This window comes from Streptomyces sp. NPDC016640 (assembly GCF_043076215.1).
Lineage (GTDB): Bacteria > Actinomycetota > Actinomycetes > Streptomycetales > Streptomycetaceae > Streptomyces.
Map to the genome: position 1 here is coordinate 116,958 of NZ_JBIBRG010000010.1, position 18,295 is coordinate 135,252.

Here is an 18,295-nt window from a genome sequence, read left to right on the forward strand (position 1 = left end):
CGCGCACCGCTCGCCGCCTCGCGGTGCGCTCACGGAGGGCCGGTGCCCGGTGGTGCCGGCACCGCGGGATCAGCGCTCCCGTCGTCTCCGTCGTCTCCGTCGTCGGGCGACCGTCCCTCGAGAACGCCGGGAACTCCGGGCCCACCGAGAACACCGACGAAGGCCGAGGCGACGAGGGCGACGGTGCGGTCGTCGTCGTGGGCCAGCCGGCGCAGGATCCGCTGCCCCCCGGTCCCCGACAGCTCGACCAGCGCCTGGGCCAGGCGGATCCGCACCGCGGAGTCCGCGGTGGGCGCGGCGAGTTCGTCGGCCAGCGCGGTCACGATCCGGTCCGCGCACCCGGGGAGCCGGGACAGCGTTGCGAGGACCTCCGCCGCGTCGACGTCGTTGGCGCCCTCGACCACCATGCCGACGAGTGCCGGCACGGCCGCGGTCACGCCACGCCTGCCCAACGTCAGGGCGGCGTGCCCGCGCACCGTCGTGTCCGCGTCCCCGAGCGCCTCCATGAGCACCGCGGTCGTGCTCGGGGCCTCGGGCATCCCGGCGATCGCCGGCACCGCGCGCCGCCGGACGTCGACGTCCGGCGAGCGCACGCCGGCGGCCAGCGCCGCCAGACCGTCGCCGCCCGACCGGGCGAGCGCCCAGCGCAGGGCGCCCGCGACGACGGGGTCGGATTCGGTCAGGACCGCCTCGGCCAGCAGCCCGGCGGGGACCGGTGAACCATCCGGCCGGGCCAGGACGGTCTGCTGCCTGCGCGCGGCGCTGGTCGAGCCGAGCCCCCGCATGAGGTCGACGACGCACAGGACGTCCCGCCAGCCGGTGGGCGCCGACGCGTCGATCGCGCGGAGCCGCTCGAGCAGCTCCCGTTCCCGCCGCAGACGGTCCTCCGTCCACCGGATGAGGTCGCCGACCAAGGTGGACGGCGTGAAGGCCGGGTCCTCCAGCGCGCGCCCGATCTGCTTGAGCGAGAGGCCGAGGGAGCGCAGGCCCTCCACGTGGAAGATCCTGCGGACGTCCTCGGCGGAGTACGCGCGGTAGCCGCCGACGGTACGACCGGTCGGACGCACCAGGCCGAGGGCGTCGTAGTGCCGGAGCATCCGGGCGCTCACCCCCGAGTGGCGGGCCACCTCACCGATCAGCAATCCGCGGCCTCCGCACCCTCGGGGGTCTCCGCCGGCCCGGTCGCCCGGGTGGTCCGCGCGGTCCCCGAGGTCTCCGGGGTCTCCGGGGTCCCGGCGACTCCGCACGCGGCCGAAGCCGCGGTGGCCGCGGTGGCGGCCCGTTCCGGGCCGAGTGTGACGGCTCGCCTCGCCTCGTCGACGGCCGCGTCGAATCCGGACTCCGGGTCCCTCAGGAGCAGTTCCGTGGCACGGGCGTGCGTGGCCACCGCCGGGTCGGGGTGGGCCGCGGCCTTCTCCAGGGCGGGCCCGATCACCTCGCCGAGGCCGACCAGGGACCGGCTCAGGCTCAGCCGCACATCGCGGTCGCCGCGGCCGAGCTGCACGACCAGTTCGTCGGCCAGGTCCTTCTTCCCGTCCTCGGGCACGAGGGCGACCGCGACGCGCCACGCGGTCCGCGCCACCTCGTCGTCGGCGTCGCGCAGCATGTCGCGCGTGATCCAGGGCCACGCGCTCCTGTCGCCGATCTTGGAGAGCGTGTGCAGCGCCTGACTGCGGGCCTGACGGCGCTCCGAGCCGAGTTCCTGACGCATCCGGGGCAGGGTGATCCCGGGCGGGAGACGGGTCAGTGCCCAGGACAGCATGTCCCGCACGAAGAAGTCCGGCTCGAGCGCGCACCGTTCGACGAGGATCTCCAGGAGGCCCGGGTCGGGGTGCGAGCCGACCGCCAGGGCCGCCTGCAGCCGGACCGAGGAGTCCTCGGCGCACAGGGCGCCGGCCATGCGAGTGTTCCGCGGGGTTTCGTCGGTCGAGTCGATCGGGACCACCTCCGCACCCAAGTCGACACCTTGTCACGGTGTCAAGGTCAAGCCCGTCACCGGCGGACCGGGAGAGCGTCCGGTCACGGGCGACGCCGGTGGGAGTGGCTGCCGGTCGCCGCGCGGGCGGCGGGTGACCCTGTCCACCGGTTCGTTCCCGGAGGTCCCGACCGGGATGCTCCGCGGGGCGGCCGCGAGGCGGACCCGTGACCGCCGGCCGGTCGCGCGGCCGGAGGCGCGGGGGTCCGTCGCCCGCCGCGGTCCCCGCTCCGGGAGAAGTGCCCGCCCCGTGCCCGCCGGGGCCGGCCGGCACGCGGGGCGGCGGGACTCAGCCCTGCGGTTCCTGCGGCTTGGCGTCCACCTCCCGCAGACCCTGGTCCCTGAGCTCGGTGCGGGCCTCCGTGCGGTGGCCGCGGGCGATGTAGTCCCGCACGACCACCTCGATCGCGTCCTGGGGCGAGCCGATCCCGGACAGGACCATCACTTCCACCACGAGGTCGGCGTCGAGACTTACGTTGATCTTGGCCATGGTCTCCCCCTTGATCGCGACGTATCCGCACTCTAGCCGCCCGGGGCCGGGTGGCAGGCCCTCAGGAACCCGACGCACAGGGGCTGGTGGGGGTCGCCAAGGAGGGGATGCCGTCACCCGGGCGGGAACGGGGGCCGGGAACGGCGGGGCGGCCCGGTCACTCCGTCTCCTGGGGGTGCGGGGACGTCGCGGGGGGCTCGGCCGGGCGGTCCCGTCCGCCGTCGTGGCCGGACGCCACCACGACGAGGAGACCGACGACGACGGCTCCGGCGGCGACCCGGCCCGCCGCCCGCGTCACCCAGGCCGGCCAGGCCACGCCGTCGCGGGCCCCGGGCGCCCCCAGCCGTCCGGCTCTCCGGGCGGGCCGCAGCAGCCGGAGCAACAGCAGCGCCGCGACCGGCAGTTGCAGCAGCCACAGCACGGTGCGCGGCCACCCGCCGTACCAGACGCTGGTCCCGTACAGCAGCGTGTGCCACACGCTCAGCACGTACACGACGATCACGAACCGGTGCAGCCGGCGCCAGGTGTTCGCCCCGATGCGGTGCCGGACGTAGAACAGCAGCCCCAGCGGAATCGCCAGGTACAGGGCGCCCTGGCCGATCGGGATGGCGATCCGGCCGGTACCGGAGTCGTACCAGCCGGGCACGAAGGAGTCCGCGAAGCCCACCCACAGCCGTTCGGCCCAGTCCAGCTTCGTCTCGTAGCGGACGAGTTCCGCCGCGAACATCACGGCGTGCGCGGACATCAGAGCCGTCGTGGTCAGACTGGTGGTGCGGTGCCAGCGCTCCAGCACCTGCCGGGAAACCGGCAGCGGGGCGGGCCCGGGTCCCGACAGCAGCAGCCCGAGCACCACCGTGCCCCAGGCCCACAGCAGGGCCGACCAGCCGAACGCCTGACTGAGCAGGTACATCCAGTAGGTGCGGGGGTCGTCCATGAACGGCATGACCGCGACCGTGTCCGAGTCGCCCGACTCCATGCGCGCGTACAGCAGCGCGAAGACGGCCGCCGTGACCACCACCGCCGCACCGGCGTCGGGCACGGCGGACCGCATGTCGGCGCGCAGGGCACCACGTTCGGCAGGCGGCCGGTCCCGGCCGGACGCCGCCCGTGCCCCGTCCTCCTCCGGCCTCGCGCCTGACAGCATCATGGGCCTCCCGGGGACCGGCCGCCGCTGAGACGGTGCGTGTGTGTCGTGGGGCGACCAGTCTGGCCGAGGAGGCGACGGGGCGCCGAGTCATGATCCGGCCATCGGGACGACGGCGGCCGACGGCCCGCCGGACCGCTGCGGCCACCGCCTCCGGCACCCCGCCGGGCCCGGTGCGCACCACGGGTTTCCCCCGCAGCACGCGGCACGCGCGACCGTCCCGTGCCCTCCCGCCCCACCCAACATTCAGGACAACCGCGGTCACTCCCCTGTCGCGGGGACGCGGGTGCCCCTACGCTGATGCACGCAGTCGGTTCGTGCCTTCCGTCCGCCCGGACGTCCGAGGGCGCGGCGCAAGAGGGAACCCGGTGCGAATCCGGGACTGTCCCGCAGCGGTGAGTGGGAACGAACGCCGTCAACGACACTGGGCCCGGGCCAGGGCCGGGGAAGCGACGGCCGGTAGGTGTCCGCGGTTGTCCGGCGGACGTGCCCGCGAGTCCGAAGACCTGCCACTGCGCCCGTGCGCCACGCGCGGGATGTGCACGGTGACCTCGTGGACTGGGTCGGCGGTACGGACGGTCGTACGTCACGCGTACGGCCACGCCTCCTTCCCTGTCGGTGTGCGGGACTCGGGACGGAGGAGAACGTGTGCACGGGCCAACGAGTGCGGGCGGGCCGCGGCACCCTGGCAGGCGTCTGCCACGGCACCCTGGGTGAGCTGTACCAGGGCCCGCTGCGGGCGAGCCCTGATCCGGACATCGCGGTGGTGTCCTTCCCCGTGGACCGCCATTCCTCGGTGTTCTTCACGCCGGGGCCCCCGACCGGCCCGCCGCGGCCGGCGCTCGGGGAGAAGTCGGCGACGGCGGCCCGGCTCTTCCTGGAGCACTACGGCCTCACGCTGCCGCCGGGTGACTGGAGCAGCCACTCCGACCTGCGGGTGGGGGTGGGGATGGCCAGTTCCACGGCGGACGTCGTGGCGACGCTGCGCTGTCTCTTCCGTCTGTTCTCCCTGCCCTGGGACCTGGACGTGGTGCTCGGGATCCTCGCGGGGATCGAGCGCGCCGACAGCGTCTTCCTCGACGAGTTCGCGCTGTACCTCAGCGGCCGGCACCGGGTGGTGCGACGGCTGGGCACGGGCATCGGCTTCCACACCGCCTTCGTCACCGAACCCGGCACGGTGGACACCGCCGCCGTGACCGCCCCGCTGCTGGAGCACTACCGGCGGCGCGGGGAGGCGTACGAGCGGTGCCTCGCCGACCTGCTGAAGGGCTTCGACTCGGCCGATCCGGCCGTCGTCGCCCGTGCCGCGACCGTCAGCGCCGCGCTGTCCCAGGAGGTGCTGCCCAAGGCGACGTTCGGCAGCCTGCTCGCCCACCGCGAGCGGTTCGACGCCGACGGCGTCTTCGTCGCGCACACCGGCTGTCTGACCGGCTACCTCTTCGTGCGCCGCCCGGGCGCCGACGTCAAGTCCGAACTGTCCGCGTTCTTCCACTCGCTCGGCCACCAGTGTTCCTTCGCCCAAGGAGGCTACGGGTGATCCACCCCCACATCGCCGACGCCCTGAAGGTCCCCGACCTGGTCCGGCTCACCGACACGGTGGTCCTGCTCCGGTTCGAGTCGATGAAGATCTACTCGGCGCTCGCCGCCGTCCGTCATCTGCTCGGCCGGGGCACGGTCCGCCCGGGCCAGACCCTGATCGACAGCTCCAGCGGCATCTACGCCTACGCGCTCGCGCTGGCCTGCCACCGGTACGGGATGCGGTGCCACATCGTCGCCTCCACCACCGTCGACGCCACCACACTGGCCCAGCTGGAGATCCTCGGCGCCGTCGTCGAACAGGTCCGGCCGTCGCGGAACCTGAAACTCGACCAGGAGTTACGGGTGCGGCGGGTGCGCGAGATCCTGGCCGAACGCCCGGACTGCCACTGGATGCGCCAGTACCACGACGACATCCACTACCTCGGCTACCACGAGGTCGCCGACCGGATCGCGGCGGCGTTCCCCTCCACCGCGCTGACCGTCGTCGGCGGAGTGGGATCCGGCGCGTCGACCGGCGGCATCGTGGAGCGTCTGCGGGCCGCGGAGTCCTCCGTGCGGCTGGTCGGCGTCCAGCCCTTCGGCAGCGTCACCTTCGGCAGTCAGGACCACCACGACCCGGAAGCGATCATCGCCGGCATCGGGTCGTCCATCGTCTTCGACAACGTCCGCCACCACCTCTACGACGCCGTGCACTGGCTGGACTTCACCCACGCGATGTCCGGCGCGGTCGCCCTGCTGCGCGACCACGCCGTCTTCGCCGGGCTGTCCACCGGCGCCGGGTACCTGGCCGCGACGTACGAGGCCCGTCGTCACCCCGACCGGCTGCACGTGGTGATCGGCGCCGACACCGGCCACCGCTACGTGGAACGCGTCTTCGCCCGGCACGCGCAGGCCCTGGACCCCGCCGCGCTGAAACCCGTGGAGGTCCGCGACCCGGAGGGGATGACCATGCCCTGGTCGAGGCTGGAGTGGCGGCGGGCCGCGTGCCCGGCGCGCTGGAAGGAGCGTGCCGCGTGACCGTCGTCTGCCTGGAGTCGCTGACCTTCGGACTCGGACACCTGTCGCGCGCCGCCGGCCTGTTCGGCGAGCGGCTGCTGCTGCTGACCCGCGATCCCTCGTACTACGCCCACGAACTGGACCGGCTGCCCGCCGGCTGCCTCGACGTGCTCGAGACCGACACCTTCGACGTGGAGCGGGTGGCCGGGCTGCTGCGCCGGACCCCGGACCTGCGCGGTCTGATCAGTTCCACCGACACCTGGACACTGGTCGGGGCCGACCTCACCGCGCGCCTGGGCCTGCCCGGGCTCGACCCCGCGGTGCTGCGGCTGACCCGGGACAAGGCCGCCGTACGCAACCGGCTGCACGAGGCCGGCCTCACGCGCGGACGGGCCGTGGAGGCCGCCGGTGAGGCCGCGGAGGCACGGAAGCCGGTGCTCGAGGAGGTGGGGCTGCCGGCGATCCTGAAGGACACGGCGGGCACCGGCAGCCAGAACGTCTGGCTGGTGCGGGACGAGCGGGAACTGGACCGGTCCCTGTACCAGGCGGCGCGGCGGGACCTGAAGGGCCGGCTGTTCGCCGAGCCCTACTTCAGCGGCCCGGTCTACAGCGCCGAGACCCTCACCTGGGCGGGCCGTACCCGTCTCCTCGGCGTCTCCAGCAGGCTCATGTCGCCGGAGCCGTACTTCCGCGAGGAGATCACCGCCTTCCCCGTGGCCTTCCCGGAGGCGCGGCGGGCCTCGCTGGAGCGGTGGCTCGGCGAGGTGCTGGCCGCCATCGGGTACACCGACCGCTTCGCGCACGTGGAGTTCGTGCTGACCGCCGGCGGTCCCGAGGTGGTGGAGATCAATCCCAGGATCGGGGGCGCGCTGGTCGGCGAGGGGCTGTGCCGGGCGCTCGGCGTCAACGTGTACGAGGCGATGATCGAGGCCGCGCTGGGCCGCCGCCCCGCCTTGATGGACGTCGAACCGCCCGGCGGCCCGGCCGTGGCCTTCGTCCTGGGCTACCCGGCCGCGCCCGGCGTGTTCACCGGCGTCGCCGGGCTCGACCGGCTGGCGGACATGCCGGGCTCGCCCGCCTGGTACCCGGTCAAGTCGGTCGGTGACCGCGTCGAGCACCTGGACGACAGCCGCGGGTACGCGGGCATCGTCTACGCCGAGGCCGAGACCGCCGAACTCGCCACGCACCGGGCGGTGGCCGCCGCGGGCGCCCTGCGCGTCCTCACCGCGCCGTTCCCCGAGCCGGCCCGCCCGGAGACCTCCGGTGGGTGAACGCGCCCGGCGGGAGGGGACGTCGCGGGGGACGCTGTTCCCGCTCGACGGTCCGCTGCGCTTCCTGCTGCTCAGCTCGTTCCTGATCCCGCTCGGCAGTTTCATGGTCCTGCCGTTCATGTCGGTGTTCCTGCACGAACGGCTGGGGATGGGCCTCGGCGCGGTCGGCGTCGTGCTGGCCGTGGCGTCCCTCGTGCAGTTCTCCGGCGGCGTCGTCGGCGGGGCGCTGGCGGACCGGATCGGGCTGCGCCGCACGATGCTCTGGGCGCTGGTCGTGCGCACGGCCGGATTCGCCGGCTTCCTGGCGGCGCTGCGCTGGCCGCCGCTGGCCGTCGGCGCGCTGGTCCTCACCTGCTGCGGCGCCGCGCTCTACCTGCCCGCCAACAAGGCGTACCTGGTGCACGGCGTGGACGAGGAGCGCCGCCCGGCGTTCCTGTCGGCGGGCAACGCGGCGCTCAACGCGGGCATGGCGGTGGGCCCGTTGGTGGCCGGGCCCTTCGTGCTGTCCTCGCCCGGCCATCTGTTCGCGGTCGTCACCGGGCTGTTCCTCGCGGTCGCCGCGGGCCACGCACGGCTCCCCGAAGTGGGCGAGGACCGCCGCCCGTCCGCCGCGGGCACCGCCCGGCCGGGCCTGCTGACCGGCGTGGCCGTCCTGCCGTTCGCCGCCAACGCACTGGCGTTCTACCTCTACTTCCACTTCCAGCACTTCCTGGCGGTGTACGCCGTCGAGCGTGCCTCCGGCGCCTTCTACAGCATGGTGCTGCTGCTCTGCTTCTCCCTGGTCATCATCGTGCAGCCGCTCGCGTCCGGCCTGATCCGGCGGATGCCGTACGCCCTCGCCCTGGCCGCCGGTTTCACGGCGCTGGGAGCCGGGCTGGCCGTGCTGGCGGCCGGTACCCGGACGGCGCTCCTGGCGGGCGGGGCGCTGATCACCCTGGGCGACATCGTGCTGTTCCTGAAGAACGACCTGGAGGCACTGCGCCACAGCCCCCGTTCCGACGCCGTGGTCTTCGGCCAGCAGCGGCTGGCCGCGGGCCTGGGCGCCTGCGCGAGCGGAGTGCTGGGCGGTCAGCTCTACGGCCTGGGCGAACGCGCCGGTCACACCGGGTCGTTCTGGCTGCTCGCCGCCGCGCAGTGCCTGCTGCTTCCCCCTCTCCTGCTGACGCTGCGCCGCTTCGCGGCCCGGCGTCCCCTCCCCCACGGCGACGACGAAGGAGCACTGACACCGCATGACACGGACGGGCGGATTCCAGGACGATGACTTCTGGACCGAGTTCCACGACTTCCTCTTCTCCGAACAGCGCCACGCCCAGGCCGAGGAGCTGCTGGACACCTCTCCCCTGCTGGCCTTCGCGCCCGGGTCCCGGGTGCTGGACCTGTGCTGCGGGCCGGGGGTGTTCACCGTGCCGCTCGCCCTTCGCGGCCACCGGGTGACCGGGGTGGACCTCAGCCCGGCCATGCTGGAGCGCGCGCGCGAGCGGGCGGCGGACGCCGGCGCCCGCGTCACCCATGTGCGGGCCGACGCACGCCGGTTCGAGCAGCCGGGCGGCTTCGACGTCGTCCTCAACATGTTCACGTCCTTCGGGTACTTCGAGGACCCCGCCGACAACGCGCGCGTGCTGCGCGTCATGCACGACTGCCTGGCGGCCGGCGGCACCCTCGTCCTGGACCTCGCCGGCAAGGAACTGCTGGCCCGCAGGGTCACCCCGCCCAAAGTGGTGCGGCGCGGTGACGACCTGATGGTGCAGACCGACACCGTGCTGGACGACTGGGCGCGGTTGCGCAGCGACTGGGTGCTGGTCCGGGGCGAGCGGGTGACGCGCGCCACACTGGTGTGGTTCGTGTACAGCGCGGTGGAGTTGCGGCGGATGGCCGAGGAGGCGGGGTTCGAGCACGTGGAGGTCTTCGGCGGCTTCGACGGCCGTCCCTACGACGAGAACGCGGACCGGCTCGTCCTGCGGGCGGTCCGCGGAGGCTGACGGCTGCCGGGCGCGCGGGGTGATCCGCGCGCCCTTTCACCTCCGGGCCGGGGAACCGTACTATCACCAGGTCATCGCCGCGACGGGAGACAGGAAGCCGGTGCGAATCCGGCACGGTCCCGCCACTGTGACCGGGGAGTGCACCCCCTCGACACGCCACTGCGCGCCGCGCGGGAAGGCCGGGGGAACGTCGATCCGGGAGTCAGGACACTGGCCTGTCGCGGGCCCGTTCCGAGGAGCGCGGACTCCAGGAGGCTTCACGTGTCCCCCCTGCTCATCCCTGCCCGCACACGCCGGTCCCTGCGCGCCGCGGTCGCGGCCGTCGTCCTGCCGGCGACCCTGCTGACCGCCGGCTGCGGCCCGTCCGGCGACGGCGCGCACGAAGGGAGGGCCGCCGCGGCGGCCCCCGAGGGTTTTCCCGTCACCATCGACAACTGCGGTGTGCGCACGACGTACGACAGGCCGCCGGCCCGGGTGGTCACCATCCACCAGCACCCCGCCGAGCTGATGCTCGCCCTGGGCCTGAAGGACCGCATGGTCGGCACCGCCTTCCCCGACTCGGCCGTCCTGCCCGAGCTGAGGCGGGACTTCGAGGAGGTACCGCAACTGGCCGAGAGGGAACCGTCCTTCGAGGCCGTGCTGGACGCCGAACCCGATCTCGTCTACGGCGGCTACGGCAGCGCCTTCGCCGAGAACGAGGGCCGCTCCCGCACGGCATTCGCCGACGCCGGCATCGACACCCACCTCAACCGCGAGTACTGCGGCGAGAAGCGGGTGACGATGGAGGACACCTACGCCGAGATCCGCACCGTCGGCCGGATCTTCGGCGTCCCCGGCCGGGCCGAGCGGCTGGTCGCCGATCTGCGGAGCCGGGTGGGCGAGGCCGCCGCCGCGGTCGGGGGCGAGCCCGAGGTGCCCGTCTTCGTGTACGACAGCGGCGACAAGAGCGCCTTCACCGCGGGCGGCAGGAGCCTGGGCACCGAGCTGATCCGGCTGGCCGGCGGCCGCAACGTGTTCGGCGACCTCGACGACGTCTTCGGGGACGTCTCCTGGGAGCAGGTCGTCGAACGCCGGCCCGAGGTCATCGCCGTCTACGACTACGCCGGCGCCGGAAGCGTCGAGCGGAAGAAGGAGTTCCTGCGCTCCCAGCCGGCCCTCGCCGACGTGCCCGCCGTGCGCAACGAGCGGTTCGTCGTCCTGCCGCTGACCTCCACCCTGGTCGGCATCCGCTCGGCCTACGCCGTCGAGGACCTGGCCCGCGGACTGCACCCCGGGAGCTTCCGGTGACCCGCCCCGCCGTCGAGGCGCCCGCCGGGCCGGCCGCGCCGCCCGAGACGTCCGCCGGGCGGGCGACAACGGGCCGCACGTCCCTGGTCGTCACGCTCGTCGTCCTGGCCGCGCTGCTCGGGGCCTCCGCCACGGCGGGCCTGGCGATCGGCTCGGTGGAGGTGCCGCCCGGCCAGGTGTGGGACATCGTCACGCACGCGCTGGGCGCCGGCCGGACGGCGCCCGAGTGGTCGCGGGCGCGCGAGACGATCGTGCTGGACGTGCGGGCGCCGCGCGTGCTGCTCGGCGCGGTGACCGGCGCCGGGCTGGCGGTCGTGGGCACCGCGCTGCAGGCCCTGGTGCGCAACCCGCTCGCCGAGCCCTACCTCCTGGGGGTCTCCTCCGGGGCGTCCCTCGGCGCGGTCGCGGTGATCGTCTTCGGGGTCGGCGTGTTCGGGCCGCTGTCGCTGTCGGCCGCCGCGTTCACGGGCGCGCTGGGCGCGCTGCTGCTCGTCTACGCCACCGCCCGCACCGGCGGACGCATCTCCTCGATGCGGCTGGTGCTGTCCGGGGTGGCGATCGCCGCGGTGCTCACCGCCGTGCTGGACCTGCTGCTGCTGACCACCGACCGGGGCAACGAGACCCGCGCGGTGCTCGCCTGGACCCTCGGCGGTCTCGGCGGCGTCGGCTGGGAGGCGCTGTGGCTGCCGGGCCTGGCCGTGCTCCTGGGCATCGGCGTCCTGATGACGCAGGCCCGCAACCTGAATCTGCTGCTGGCCGGTGAGGAGGCCGCCACCACGATGGGGCTGGACGTGGCCCGCTTCCGCGCCCGCCTGTTCGTCCTGCTCTCCCTGGTCACCGGCGTCCTGGTGGCGGCGGCCGGGCCGATCGGTTTCGTCGGACTGATGATGCCCCACATCGTGCGCCTGTTCGTCGGCGGCGACCACCGCCGCGTCCTGCCGACGGCCGCGCTCGGCGGCGCGGTCTTCCTCGTCTGGGCGGATGTGGCCGCGCGGACGGTCGCCGCGCCGATGGAGATCCCCGTCGGCGTGCTCACGGCGCTGTGCGGCGGACCGTTCTTCCTGTGGCTGATGCGCCGGGACGCCCGGCGCGGCACCGACCGGGGAGTGGCATGACCGCGACCGACCTCCGCGTCGACGGCGTCACGATCAGCGCCGGTGTGCGCGTCCTGGTGCGGGACGTGTCCCTGACCGCCCGTCCCGGCGAGACGATCGGGCTGGTGGGCCCCAACGGCAGCGGCAAGTCCAGCCTGCTGCGCGCCGTCTACCGCGTGCTGCGCCCCGACGCCGGCCGGGTCCGCGTCGACGGCGCCGACGCCTGGTCGCTGCCGGTACGGCAGGTGGCCCGCACCGTGGCGGCGGTGGTGCAGGAACCCGGGGCCGGCGTCGACCTCGCCGTCCGCGAGGTCGTGGCGATGGGCCGCACCCCGCACAAACGGCTGCTGGCGGGCGACACCCCCGAGGACGCCGAACTCATCGACTCCGCGCTCGCCGCGGTCGACGCCGCCCACCTGGCCGGCCGGCCCTTCGACCGGCTCTCCGGCGGCGAACGCCAGCGCGTGCTCATCGCCCGCGCCCTCGCGCAGCGGCCCACCCTGCTCGTCCTCGACGAACCCACCAACCACCTCGACATCCGCCATCAGCTGGACGTCCTCGACGCGCTGCGCGACCTGTCCGCGACCGTGCTGCTCGCCCTGCACGACCTCAACCTGGCCGCCTACTACTGCGACCGCCTCTACGTCCTGCACGACGGCGAGGTGACCGCCTCGGGCCCACCCGCCGAGGTCCTCACCCCCGGGCTGCTGGCCGAGGTGTACGGGGTCGCGGCGGAGGTGGCCGTCCATCCGGGCACGGGCGCCCCGCACGTGACCTTCCTGCCCGGCGGGACGCGGCGGGCGGACCGCCCGGCTCCCCCCGCGCCGCTCCGGGGCTGACTCCTCCTCGAGGTACCAGGCCCCCGCCGGCGCGCCGGCGGGGGCCGCCGTGGACCGGGCCGCCGTTCAGCGCGGTCCACGGCGGGCCCGGCTACCCCGCCGCGAACGCCTGGGCGACGGCCAGGCTGTCCTCGTAGACGTGGTGCCGGGTGACGAGCCCGTCCCGGACGGTGAGGTGCAGGGCGAACCGCGCCCGGTAGGCACGGCCGGTGGAGCGGGCGGTCTGCCGGATCTCGCCGAGCACGACCACGTCGTCGCCGTCGACGAGGATGCGCTCGATCTCGGTCGCCGCCTGCCCGGGCACATGGTGCTCGGCGAGCTCGCGGTAGTGGGCGGCGGCATCGGCGCGGGTGGAGCGGTGACGGATCCACGGGGTGGCGGCCCGGCCGTGCTCGGCCTCCGGCCAGTCCAGTTTCCAGTCGCCCCGCTCGGCGTACATCTCGGCGATACGCCCGGGATCGCCCTCACCGATCCGGCGCAACAGCTCCTCCACCACGGCGCGTGCGGTCGTGGGTGCGGCGGGGGTCATGAATCATCACTCCGATTCGGCATCCGCGTCCGGCCGACGCGGCGGGAGCGCCATCATCACCGGCATCGACCGGCCGGCGCCAGCACCTCCGGGCGGCCGGTGCGGGCGGGCGGCCCACCCCGGCGGACGCTCCGGTCCCGGGCCGCCGACCCGCCGATCATGTCGTCGCGACGGGCGGGGTCACGCCGCTGCGGCCATGATCTGACATGTCAGGATGTCGGACCGAACGTCCGGGAGGAACACGCGTGGCAGCACCGAACGTCCGCGGGGAGCGCCCGTGGCCGCGACGGCGCGGGGACGCGTCGTGCGCACGGCTCCGCCGCCGTTGCGCCGGTGGGGTGACCGCCGTCCGGGACGACCGGCGTACCGGTCGGGAATCAGCGCATCCGTGCAAGGTCACTCGGCAGAAGCACTGGTGTGCCGGTGACCGAGAGTGAGAAGGGGTTGTGCATGCTGGGACTGCGGTCCACTGTGGCCGAACCGGTCAGGCCGGTCGACGGCCCGCTCACGGCCCGCGACGCCGCCCGGGCCGTCGAGGCGGAACTCGGGCGCGTCCTCGACGAGGGGTTGGGGGCCGCCCGCGACACCGATCCGGTGTTCGCCCGCGATGTCGCGGACCGCGTCACCACCCTGGTCCGGCGCGGCGGGAAGCGGCTGCGCACCGCGTTCGCCTGGTGCGGATGGCGGGCCGCCGGCGGATCGGGCGAGCCCACCGCGGTGCTGCGCACGGGCGCGGCCCTCGAACTCCTCCAGGCCTGTGCGCTCATCCACGACGACGTGATGGACGGCTCGACGCTGCGGCGCGGCGCGCCCGCGGTGCACGTCGACCTCGCCCGGATGCACCGGGCCGCACGGATGACCGGCCCGGCCGAGGCGTTCGCGGCGTCCGCCGCGGTGCTCGCCGGTGACCTGGCCCTGGCCTGGGCGGACGACCTGCTGACCGAGACGGCGCTCGGCTCGCCGCACGGACCGCGGCTGCACCGCGAGTGGCAGGCCATGCGCCGCGAGATGGTGGCCGGGCAGTACCGGGACCTGCACGCGCAGGCCACGGGGGCGTCCGGCGTCGACGAGGCGGTGACCATCGCCACCCTCAAGAGCGCCCTCTACACGGTCGAGCGGCCACTGGCGCTCGGTGCGGCCCTGGCCGGCGCCGGCGCGCCCGTCCTGGACGCGCTGCGCTCCGCCGGGCGGTGCGCCGGTCTGGCCTTCCAGCTCCGCGACGACCTCCTCGGTGCCTTCGGCGACCCGGCCCGGACGGGCAAGCCGGCCGACGACGACCTGCGCACGCGCAAGCTCACCTACCTGCTCGCCGTCGGCCTCAGGCTCGCCGGGAACTCCGGCGACGAGGAGGCCGCCGAACTGCTCGCCCCGGGCGCGCCGTCCTCGTCGGACGACGCCGTGCGGCGGATGCGCGCGTCGCTGGAGCGCACCGGCGCGCGGGCCGTCGTGGAGTCGAAGATCACCGAACTGGCCGCGACGAGCCTGCGGCACTTCGCCCGGACCGGCGCGGAGCCCGCTCTGCGGCGGGAGTTCGCCGCGCTGGTCGGGCGGGCGGCGGGCCTCGCCCCGGAGCGCACCGGGGAGGCGGCGTGAGGACGGTACCCGGTCCGACGGACCACGTGGTGGTGGTGGGCGCCGGACTCTCGGGGCTCGCCTGCGCGCTGCACCTGCTGGGGGCGGGCCGCCGGGTGACGGTCGTCGAACGCGACGCGGGCCCCGGCGGCCGGGCGGGCCGCGTACGCCTGGGGGGGTACGAGATGGACACCGGCCCCACGGTGCTGACGATGCCGCACCTGGCCGACGAGGCCTTCGCCGCCGTGGGGGACGGCCTCGGCCGCCACGTCGAGCTGACGGCCCTGCACCCGGCCTACCGGGCGCGTTTCGCCGACGGGACCTCACTCGACGTGCACACCGACGGCGAGGCGATGGAGGACGAGGTCAGGCGGTTCGCCGGACCGGCCGAGGCGGCCGGGTACCGGGGGCTGCGGGACTGGCTGGAGCGGCTGTACCGGGCGCAGATGCGGCGCTTCATCGACACCAACTTCGACTCGCCGTTCCAGCTGCTGCACCCGGACCTGGCACGGCTGGCGGCACTGGGCGGTTTCGGGCGGCTGGACCGCCGCATCGGCCGCTTCCTCGCCGACCCCCGGCTGCGCCGCGTCTTCTCCTTCCAGGCCCTGTACGCCGGTGTCGCCCCGGCCAGGGCCCTCGCGGCGTACGCGGTGATCGCCTACATGGACACCGTGGCCGGCGTCTGGTTCCCCAAGGGCGGCATGCACGCGCTGCCGCGCGCGATGGCGGACGCGGCGGCCGGCGCGGGGGCGCGGTTGCGCTGGTCGTCCGAGGTGACCGGGCTGGAGCGCTCGGCGGGCCGGGTCCGCGCCGTGCGGCTGGCCTCGGGCGAGCGGATCACCTGCGACGCGCTGGTGCTGACCTGCGAACTGCCCGCCGCGCACCGGCTGCTGGGCGGCGCCCCGAAGCGCCCGGTGCGGCTGCGCCACTCGCCGTCCGCGGTCGTGCTGCACGCCGGCACCGACCGCACCTGGCCGGGCCTCGCCCACCACACCCTCTCCTTCGGCGCCGCCTGGGAGGACACCTTCGACGAGCTGACCCGCACGGGGCGGCTGATGAGCGACCCGTCCCTGCTGATCACCCGGCCGACGACGCACGATCCCGGTCTGGCCCCGCCGGGCAGGCATCTGCACTACGTCCTGGCGCCCTGCCCGAACACCGAGGTCGGCCCCTCCGCCGGCGCGTGGCGCGACCTGGGGCCGCGCTACCGCGACAGCCTGGTCGCCGAGCTGGAGCGCCGTGGCCTCGAGGGGTTCGCGGCCAGCGTCCGGGAGGAGCATCTGGTGACGCCGCTGCACTGGGCGGCGCAGGGGCACGCGGCGGGCAGTCCGTTCTCGGTGTCCCACACCTTCGCCCAGACCGGCCCGTTTCGCCCGCGCAACCTGGTGCGCTCCGCCGAGAACGTCGTGCTGGCGGGCTGCGGAACCACTCCCGGCGTCGGCGTGCCGACGGTGCTCATCAGCGGCAAGCTCGCCGCCGCCCGTGTCACCGGCGGTGCTCCGGGCAGGCGTTCCGTTCGCCCCGGTCCGGGGGCGCGCCGCGCCCGGCCCGGCGCACCGGCCGTGGAAGGCGCCCATGACCCGTCGTGAACTGGACGCCGCCGGGATCACCGATCCAGCCCTGCGCGCCGCCTACACCCGGTGCCGACGGCTCAACGCCCGCCACGGCAGGACGTACTTCCTGGCCACCCGTCTGCTCCCGGTGGAACGCCGGCCGGCCGTGCACGCGCTGTACGGCTTCGCCCGCTGGGCGGACGACATCGTGGACGACCTCGGCCGGTCCCGGACGGCCGGGGAACGCGACCGGCTGCTGCGGGAGCTGGAGAGCGGCCTCGCGCACGGGCTGCGCACCGGCGAGGGGGACGAGCCGGTGGTCCGGGCCGTCGCCGACACCGCCGGGCGGTACGGCATCGAGCACACGCTGTTCGCCGACTTCCTGGTTTCGATGCGCAGCGACCTGCACGTCACGGACTACCCGACCTACGCCGACCTGCGGGCCTACATGCACGGCTCGGCCGCGGTGATCGGGCTGCAGATGCTGCCGGTGCTCGGCACGGTCGTGCCCCGTGAGGAGGCGGCGCCGCACGCGGCGGCCCTCGGGGAGGCGTTCCAGCTGACCAACTTCCTGCGGGACGTGGGCGAGGACCTGGACCGGGGCCGGATCTACCTGCCCGCGGACCTGCTCGCCGCCCACGGCGTGGACCGGCCGCTGCTGGAGTGGAGCCGCCGTACGGGCCGCACCGACCCGCGCATCCGCGCGGCCCTGGTCGCCGCCGAGGCCCTGACCAGAGGGGTGTACCGGCTGGCGGAACCGGGCATCGCCCTGCTCGACCCGCTCACGCGCCCCTGCGTCCGCACCGCCTTCGTCCTGTACGGCGGCATCCTCGACACGATCGCCGAGCAGGGGTACACGGTGCTGCACCGCCGTGCGGTGGTCCCGCTCCGGCGGCGGGCGGCCACGGCGGCCGCCGGGGCGGTAGGGATCGCCGCCGCGCGACGGCGCGCGCGCACCGCGCGCCGGGACCCCCGCGCGGGTGGCGCGGCGCTCGAGCGGAAGGGAGCCGTGAAGTGAGCGGGCGAGCGGACCGGCCCGGCTGGACCCCGCCGTTGCGGCGGCGCCGCCGGTCGTCCTGGGCGAGGCAGACGCCGACCTGGCGGCAGGCGCGCCCGGCACTGATCGCCGACGCGCTCGAGCGGGCGTCGGCCCGTCCTGCCGGCAACTGGTTCGTCGTCGGCGCCTCCCGGGACGTACGCGCCGGTGGCCGCCCCCGCGGCAGGACGGTGGGCGGTGTCGAGGTCGTGCTGTGGCGGTCGGGGACCGGTGGGCTGCGCGCGGGGCCGGGGTCCTGCCCGCACCTCGGCGCACCCCTGCGGGACAGCAGGGTGGTGTGCGGCACGCTGGTCTGCCACTGGCACGGACTGGCCCTGGACGGCGGGTCGTTCGCCGGCTGGGATCCGTATCCGGTGTACGACGACGGCGTGCTGGTGTGGGTGCGGCTGGACGCGGTCGGCGGCGAGGAACCGACGGACCGTCCCCTGGTGCCGGTGCGGCCGGCGGCGGGCGGCGGGGTGGACGCCGTCTTCACGGCGGTCGGCCGGTGCGAGCCGCAGGACGTGGTCGCCAACCGCCTCGACCCGTGGCACGGCTCGTGGTTCCACCCGTATTCCTTCGTGGACCTGACGGTGGCCCGGCCGCCGCGGGAGGAGGACGACGTCTTCGTCGTCGACGTCTCCTTCCGGGTGACCGGCCGTCTGGTGGTGCCGGTCCGGGCGGAGTTCACCGCGCCCGGGCCCCGCACGGTCGTCATGCGCATCACGGAGGGGGAGGGGGCCACGTCCGTGGTGGAGACGCACGCCACGCCCCTGACCGGTGAGGCGGACGCGCGCCCGCGGACCGCCGTCGTCGAAGCGGTCGTCGCCGCCTCGGACCGGCGCGGCTTCGCCCTCGCGCGGGCCGCCGCGCCCGCGCTGCGCCCGTTGATGCGGCGGACGGCCGGCCGGCTGTGGCGCGACGACCTCGCCTACGCGGAGCGGCGCTGGGCGCTGCGCAGCACGGGACGGTTCCCCGGGTGAGCGGCGGC

General features: G+C 75.0%; 17 protein-coding genes and 2 riboswitches. Of the genes, 12 read left to right on the plus strand and 5 right to left on the minus strand.

Annotation, left to right across the window (positions count from 1 at the left end):
• Nucleotides 1-29: 29 nt before the first annotated feature.
• The 4 genes from ACF07S_RS21385 to ACF07S_RS21400 all read right to left on the minus strand — a co-directional run bounded on the left by ACF07S_RS21385 (nt 30) and on the right by ACF07S_RS21400 (nt 3,609).
• Complete coding sequence (locus tag ACF07S_RS21385) at nt 30-1,142, minus strand: MerR family transcriptional regulator (RefSeq protein ID WP_391974820.1); 1,113 nt, start codon at nt 1,140-1,142, stop codon at nt 30-32.
• Nucleotides 1,136-1,957 (minus strand): HEAT repeat domain-containing protein, encoded by an 822-nt coding sequence (locus tag ACF07S_RS21390; RefSeq protein WP_391974821.1) that lies wholly within the window; start codon nt 1,955-1,957, stop codon nt 1,136-1,138. Before ACF07S_RS21390 ends, ACF07S_RS21385 begins: the two co-directional genes overlap by 7 nt.
• Before the next feature lie 307 nt (nt 1,958-2,264).
• Nucleotides 2,265-2,465: a DUF2191 domain-containing protein gene (locus ACF07S_RS21395; protein ID WP_391963355.1), complete on the minus strand. Its 201-nt coding sequence runs from the start codon at nt 2,463-2,465 to the stop codon at nt 2,265-2,267.
• Between the two features lie 157 nt (nt 2,466-2,622).
• Nucleotides 2,623-3,609 carry a ferric reductase-like transmembrane domain-containing protein gene (locus tag ACF07S_RS21400; RefSeq protein ID WP_391963496.1) on the minus strand — a complete coding sequence of 329 codons (987 nt, stop codon included), beginning with the start codon at nt 3,607-3,609 and terminating at the stop codon, nt 2,623-2,625.
• Nucleotides 3,610-3,964: 355 nt separating this feature from the next.
• Nucleotides 3,965-4,117, plus strand: a riboswitch (cobalamin riboswitch).
• Nucleotides 4,118-4,255: 138 nt separating this feature from the next.
• Here ACF07S_RS21400 and ACF07S_RS21405 point away from each other — a divergent pair.
• From ACF07S_RS21405 to ACF07S_RS21440, 8 genes are all read left to right on the plus strand, one after another.
• Nucleotides 4,256-5,146, plus strand: coding sequence for a hypothetical protein (locus ACF07S_RS21405; protein WP_391963356.1), 891 nt, complete (start codon nt 4,256-4,258; stop codon nt 5,144-5,146).
• On the plus strand, nt 5,143-6,165 hold the full coding sequence (locus ACF07S_RS21410; RefSeq protein ID WP_391963357.1) for a cysteine synthase family protein: 1,023 nt from the start codon (nt 5,143-5,145) through the stop codon (nt 6,163-6,165). Before ACF07S_RS21405 ends, ACF07S_RS21410 begins: the two co-directional genes overlap by 4 nt.
• On the plus strand, nt 6,162-7,415 hold the full coding sequence (locus tag ACF07S_RS21415; RefSeq protein WP_391963358.1) for an ATP-grasp domain-containing protein: 1,254 nt from the start codon (nt 6,162-6,164) through the stop codon (nt 7,413-7,415). The genes ACF07S_RS21410 and ACF07S_RS21415 overlap by 4 nt, the downstream gene beginning before the upstream one ends.
• Nucleotides 7,408-8,676: an MFS transporter gene (locus ACF07S_RS21420; RefSeq protein WP_391963359.1), complete on the plus strand. Its 1,269-nt coding sequence runs from the start codon at nt 7,408-7,410 to the stop codon at nt 8,674-8,676. Before ACF07S_RS21415 ends, ACF07S_RS21420 begins: the two co-directional genes overlap by 8 nt.
• Nucleotides 8,645-9,394 (plus strand): class I SAM-dependent methyltransferase, encoded by a 750-nt coding sequence (locus ACF07S_RS21425; protein WP_391963360.1) that lies wholly within the window; start codon nt 8,645-8,647, stop codon nt 9,392-9,394. The genes ACF07S_RS21420 and ACF07S_RS21425 overlap by 32 nt, the downstream gene beginning before the upstream one ends.
• A gap of 51 nt (nt 9,395-9,445) precedes the next feature.
• Nucleotides 9,446-9,628, plus strand: a riboswitch (cobalamin riboswitch).
• A gap of 27 nt (nt 9,629-9,655) precedes the next feature.
• On the plus strand, nt 9,656-10,681 hold the full coding sequence (locus ACF07S_RS21430) for an ABC transporter substrate-binding protein (RefSeq protein ID WP_391974822.1): 1,026 nt from the start codon (nt 9,656-9,658) through the stop codon (nt 10,679-10,681).
• Nucleotides 10,678-11,796, plus strand: a complete 1,119-nt coding sequence (locus ACF07S_RS21435) for a FecCD family ABC transporter permease (RefSeq protein WP_391963362.1) — start codon at nt 10,678-10,680, stop codon at nt 11,794-11,796. The genes ACF07S_RS21430 and ACF07S_RS21435 overlap by 4 nt, the downstream gene beginning before the upstream one ends.
• Nucleotides 11,793-12,614 carry an ABC transporter ATP-binding protein gene (locus ACF07S_RS21440; protein WP_391963363.1) on the plus strand — a complete coding sequence of 274 codons (822 nt, stop codon included), beginning with the start codon at nt 11,793-11,795 and terminating at the stop codon, nt 12,612-12,614. The genes ACF07S_RS21435 and ACF07S_RS21440 overlap by 4 nt, the downstream gene beginning before the upstream one ends.
• A gap of 91 nt (nt 12,615-12,705) precedes the next feature.
• On the opposite strand, the gene ACF07S_RS21445 is transcribed toward ACF07S_RS21440, so the two are convergent.
• The gene (locus ACF07S_RS21445; protein ID WP_391963364.1) at nt 12,706-13,143 is read right to left on the minus strand and encodes a nuclear transport factor 2 family protein; all 438 of its coding nucleotides are present in this window, start codon (nt 13,141-13,143) and stop codon (nt 12,706-12,708) included.
• Between the two features lie 450 nt (nt 13,144-13,593).
• Between ACF07S_RS21445 and ACF07S_RS21450 the strand changes: the two genes are divergently transcribed.
• From ACF07S_RS21450 to ACF07S_RS21465, 4 genes are read left to right on the plus strand one after another with little or no spacing between them, the layout of a single operon-like run.
• Nucleotides 13,594-14,736, plus strand: coding sequence for a polyprenyl synthetase family protein (locus ACF07S_RS21450; protein ID WP_391963365.1), 1,143 nt, complete (start codon nt 13,594-13,596; stop codon nt 14,734-14,736).
• Nucleotides 14,733-16,304 carry a phytoene desaturase family protein gene (crtI, locus tag ACF07S_RS21455; RefSeq protein ID WP_391974823.1) on the plus strand — a complete coding sequence of 524 codons (1,572 nt, stop codon included), beginning with the start codon at nt 14,733-14,735 and terminating at the stop codon, nt 16,302-16,304. Before ACF07S_RS21450 ends, crtI begins: the two co-directional genes overlap by 4 nt.
• The gene (locus ACF07S_RS21460) at nt 16,291-17,286 is read left to right on the plus strand and encodes a phytoene/squalene synthase family protein (RefSeq protein WP_391974824.1); all 996 of its coding nucleotides are present in this window, start codon (nt 16,291-16,293) and stop codon (nt 17,284-17,286) included. The genes crtI and ACF07S_RS21460 overlap by 14 nt, the downstream gene beginning before the upstream one ends.
• Nucleotides 17,283-18,287, plus strand: a complete 1,005-nt coding sequence (locus ACF07S_RS21465) for a DUF5914 domain-containing protein (protein ID WP_391963368.1) — start codon at nt 17,283-17,285, stop codon at nt 18,285-18,287. Before ACF07S_RS21460 ends, ACF07S_RS21465 begins: the two co-directional genes overlap by 4 nt.
• The last annotated feature ends 8 nt before the right edge of the window (nt 18,288-18,295 follow it).

What these genes read in the sequence shown, in the direction of transcription:
- ACF07S_RS21395 (WP_391963355.1), bottom strand. Translation starts at nt 2,465, where the DNA reads ATGGCCAAGATCAACGTAAGTCTCGACGCCGACCTCGTGGTGGAAGTG.
- ACF07S_RS21400 (WP_391963496.1), bottom strand. Translation starts at nt 3,609, where the DNA reads ATGCTGTCAGGCGCGAGGCCGGAGGAGGACGGGGCACGGGCGGCGTCC.
- ACF07S_RS21425 (WP_391963360.1), top strand. Translation starts at nt 8,645, where the DNA reads ATGACACGGACGGGCGGATTCCAGGACGATGACTTCTGGACCGAGTTC.
- ACF07S_RS21440 (WP_391963363.1), top strand. Translation starts at nt 11,793, where the DNA reads ATGACCGCGACCGACCTCCGCGTCGACGGCGTCACGATCAGCGCCGGT.
- ACF07S_RS21445 (WP_391963364.1), bottom strand. Translation starts at nt 13,143, where the DNA reads ATGACCCCCGCCGCACCCACGACCGCACGCGCCGTGGTGGAGGAGCTG.
- ACF07S_RS21450 (WP_391963365.1), top strand. Translation starts at nt 13,594, where the DNA reads ATGCTGGGACTGCGGTCCACTGTGGCCGAACCGGTCAGGCCGGTCGAC.
- ACF07S_RS21460 (WP_391974824.1), top strand. Translation starts at nt 16,291, where the DNA reads ATGACCCGTCGTGAACTGGACGCCGCCGGGATCACCGATCCAGCCCTG.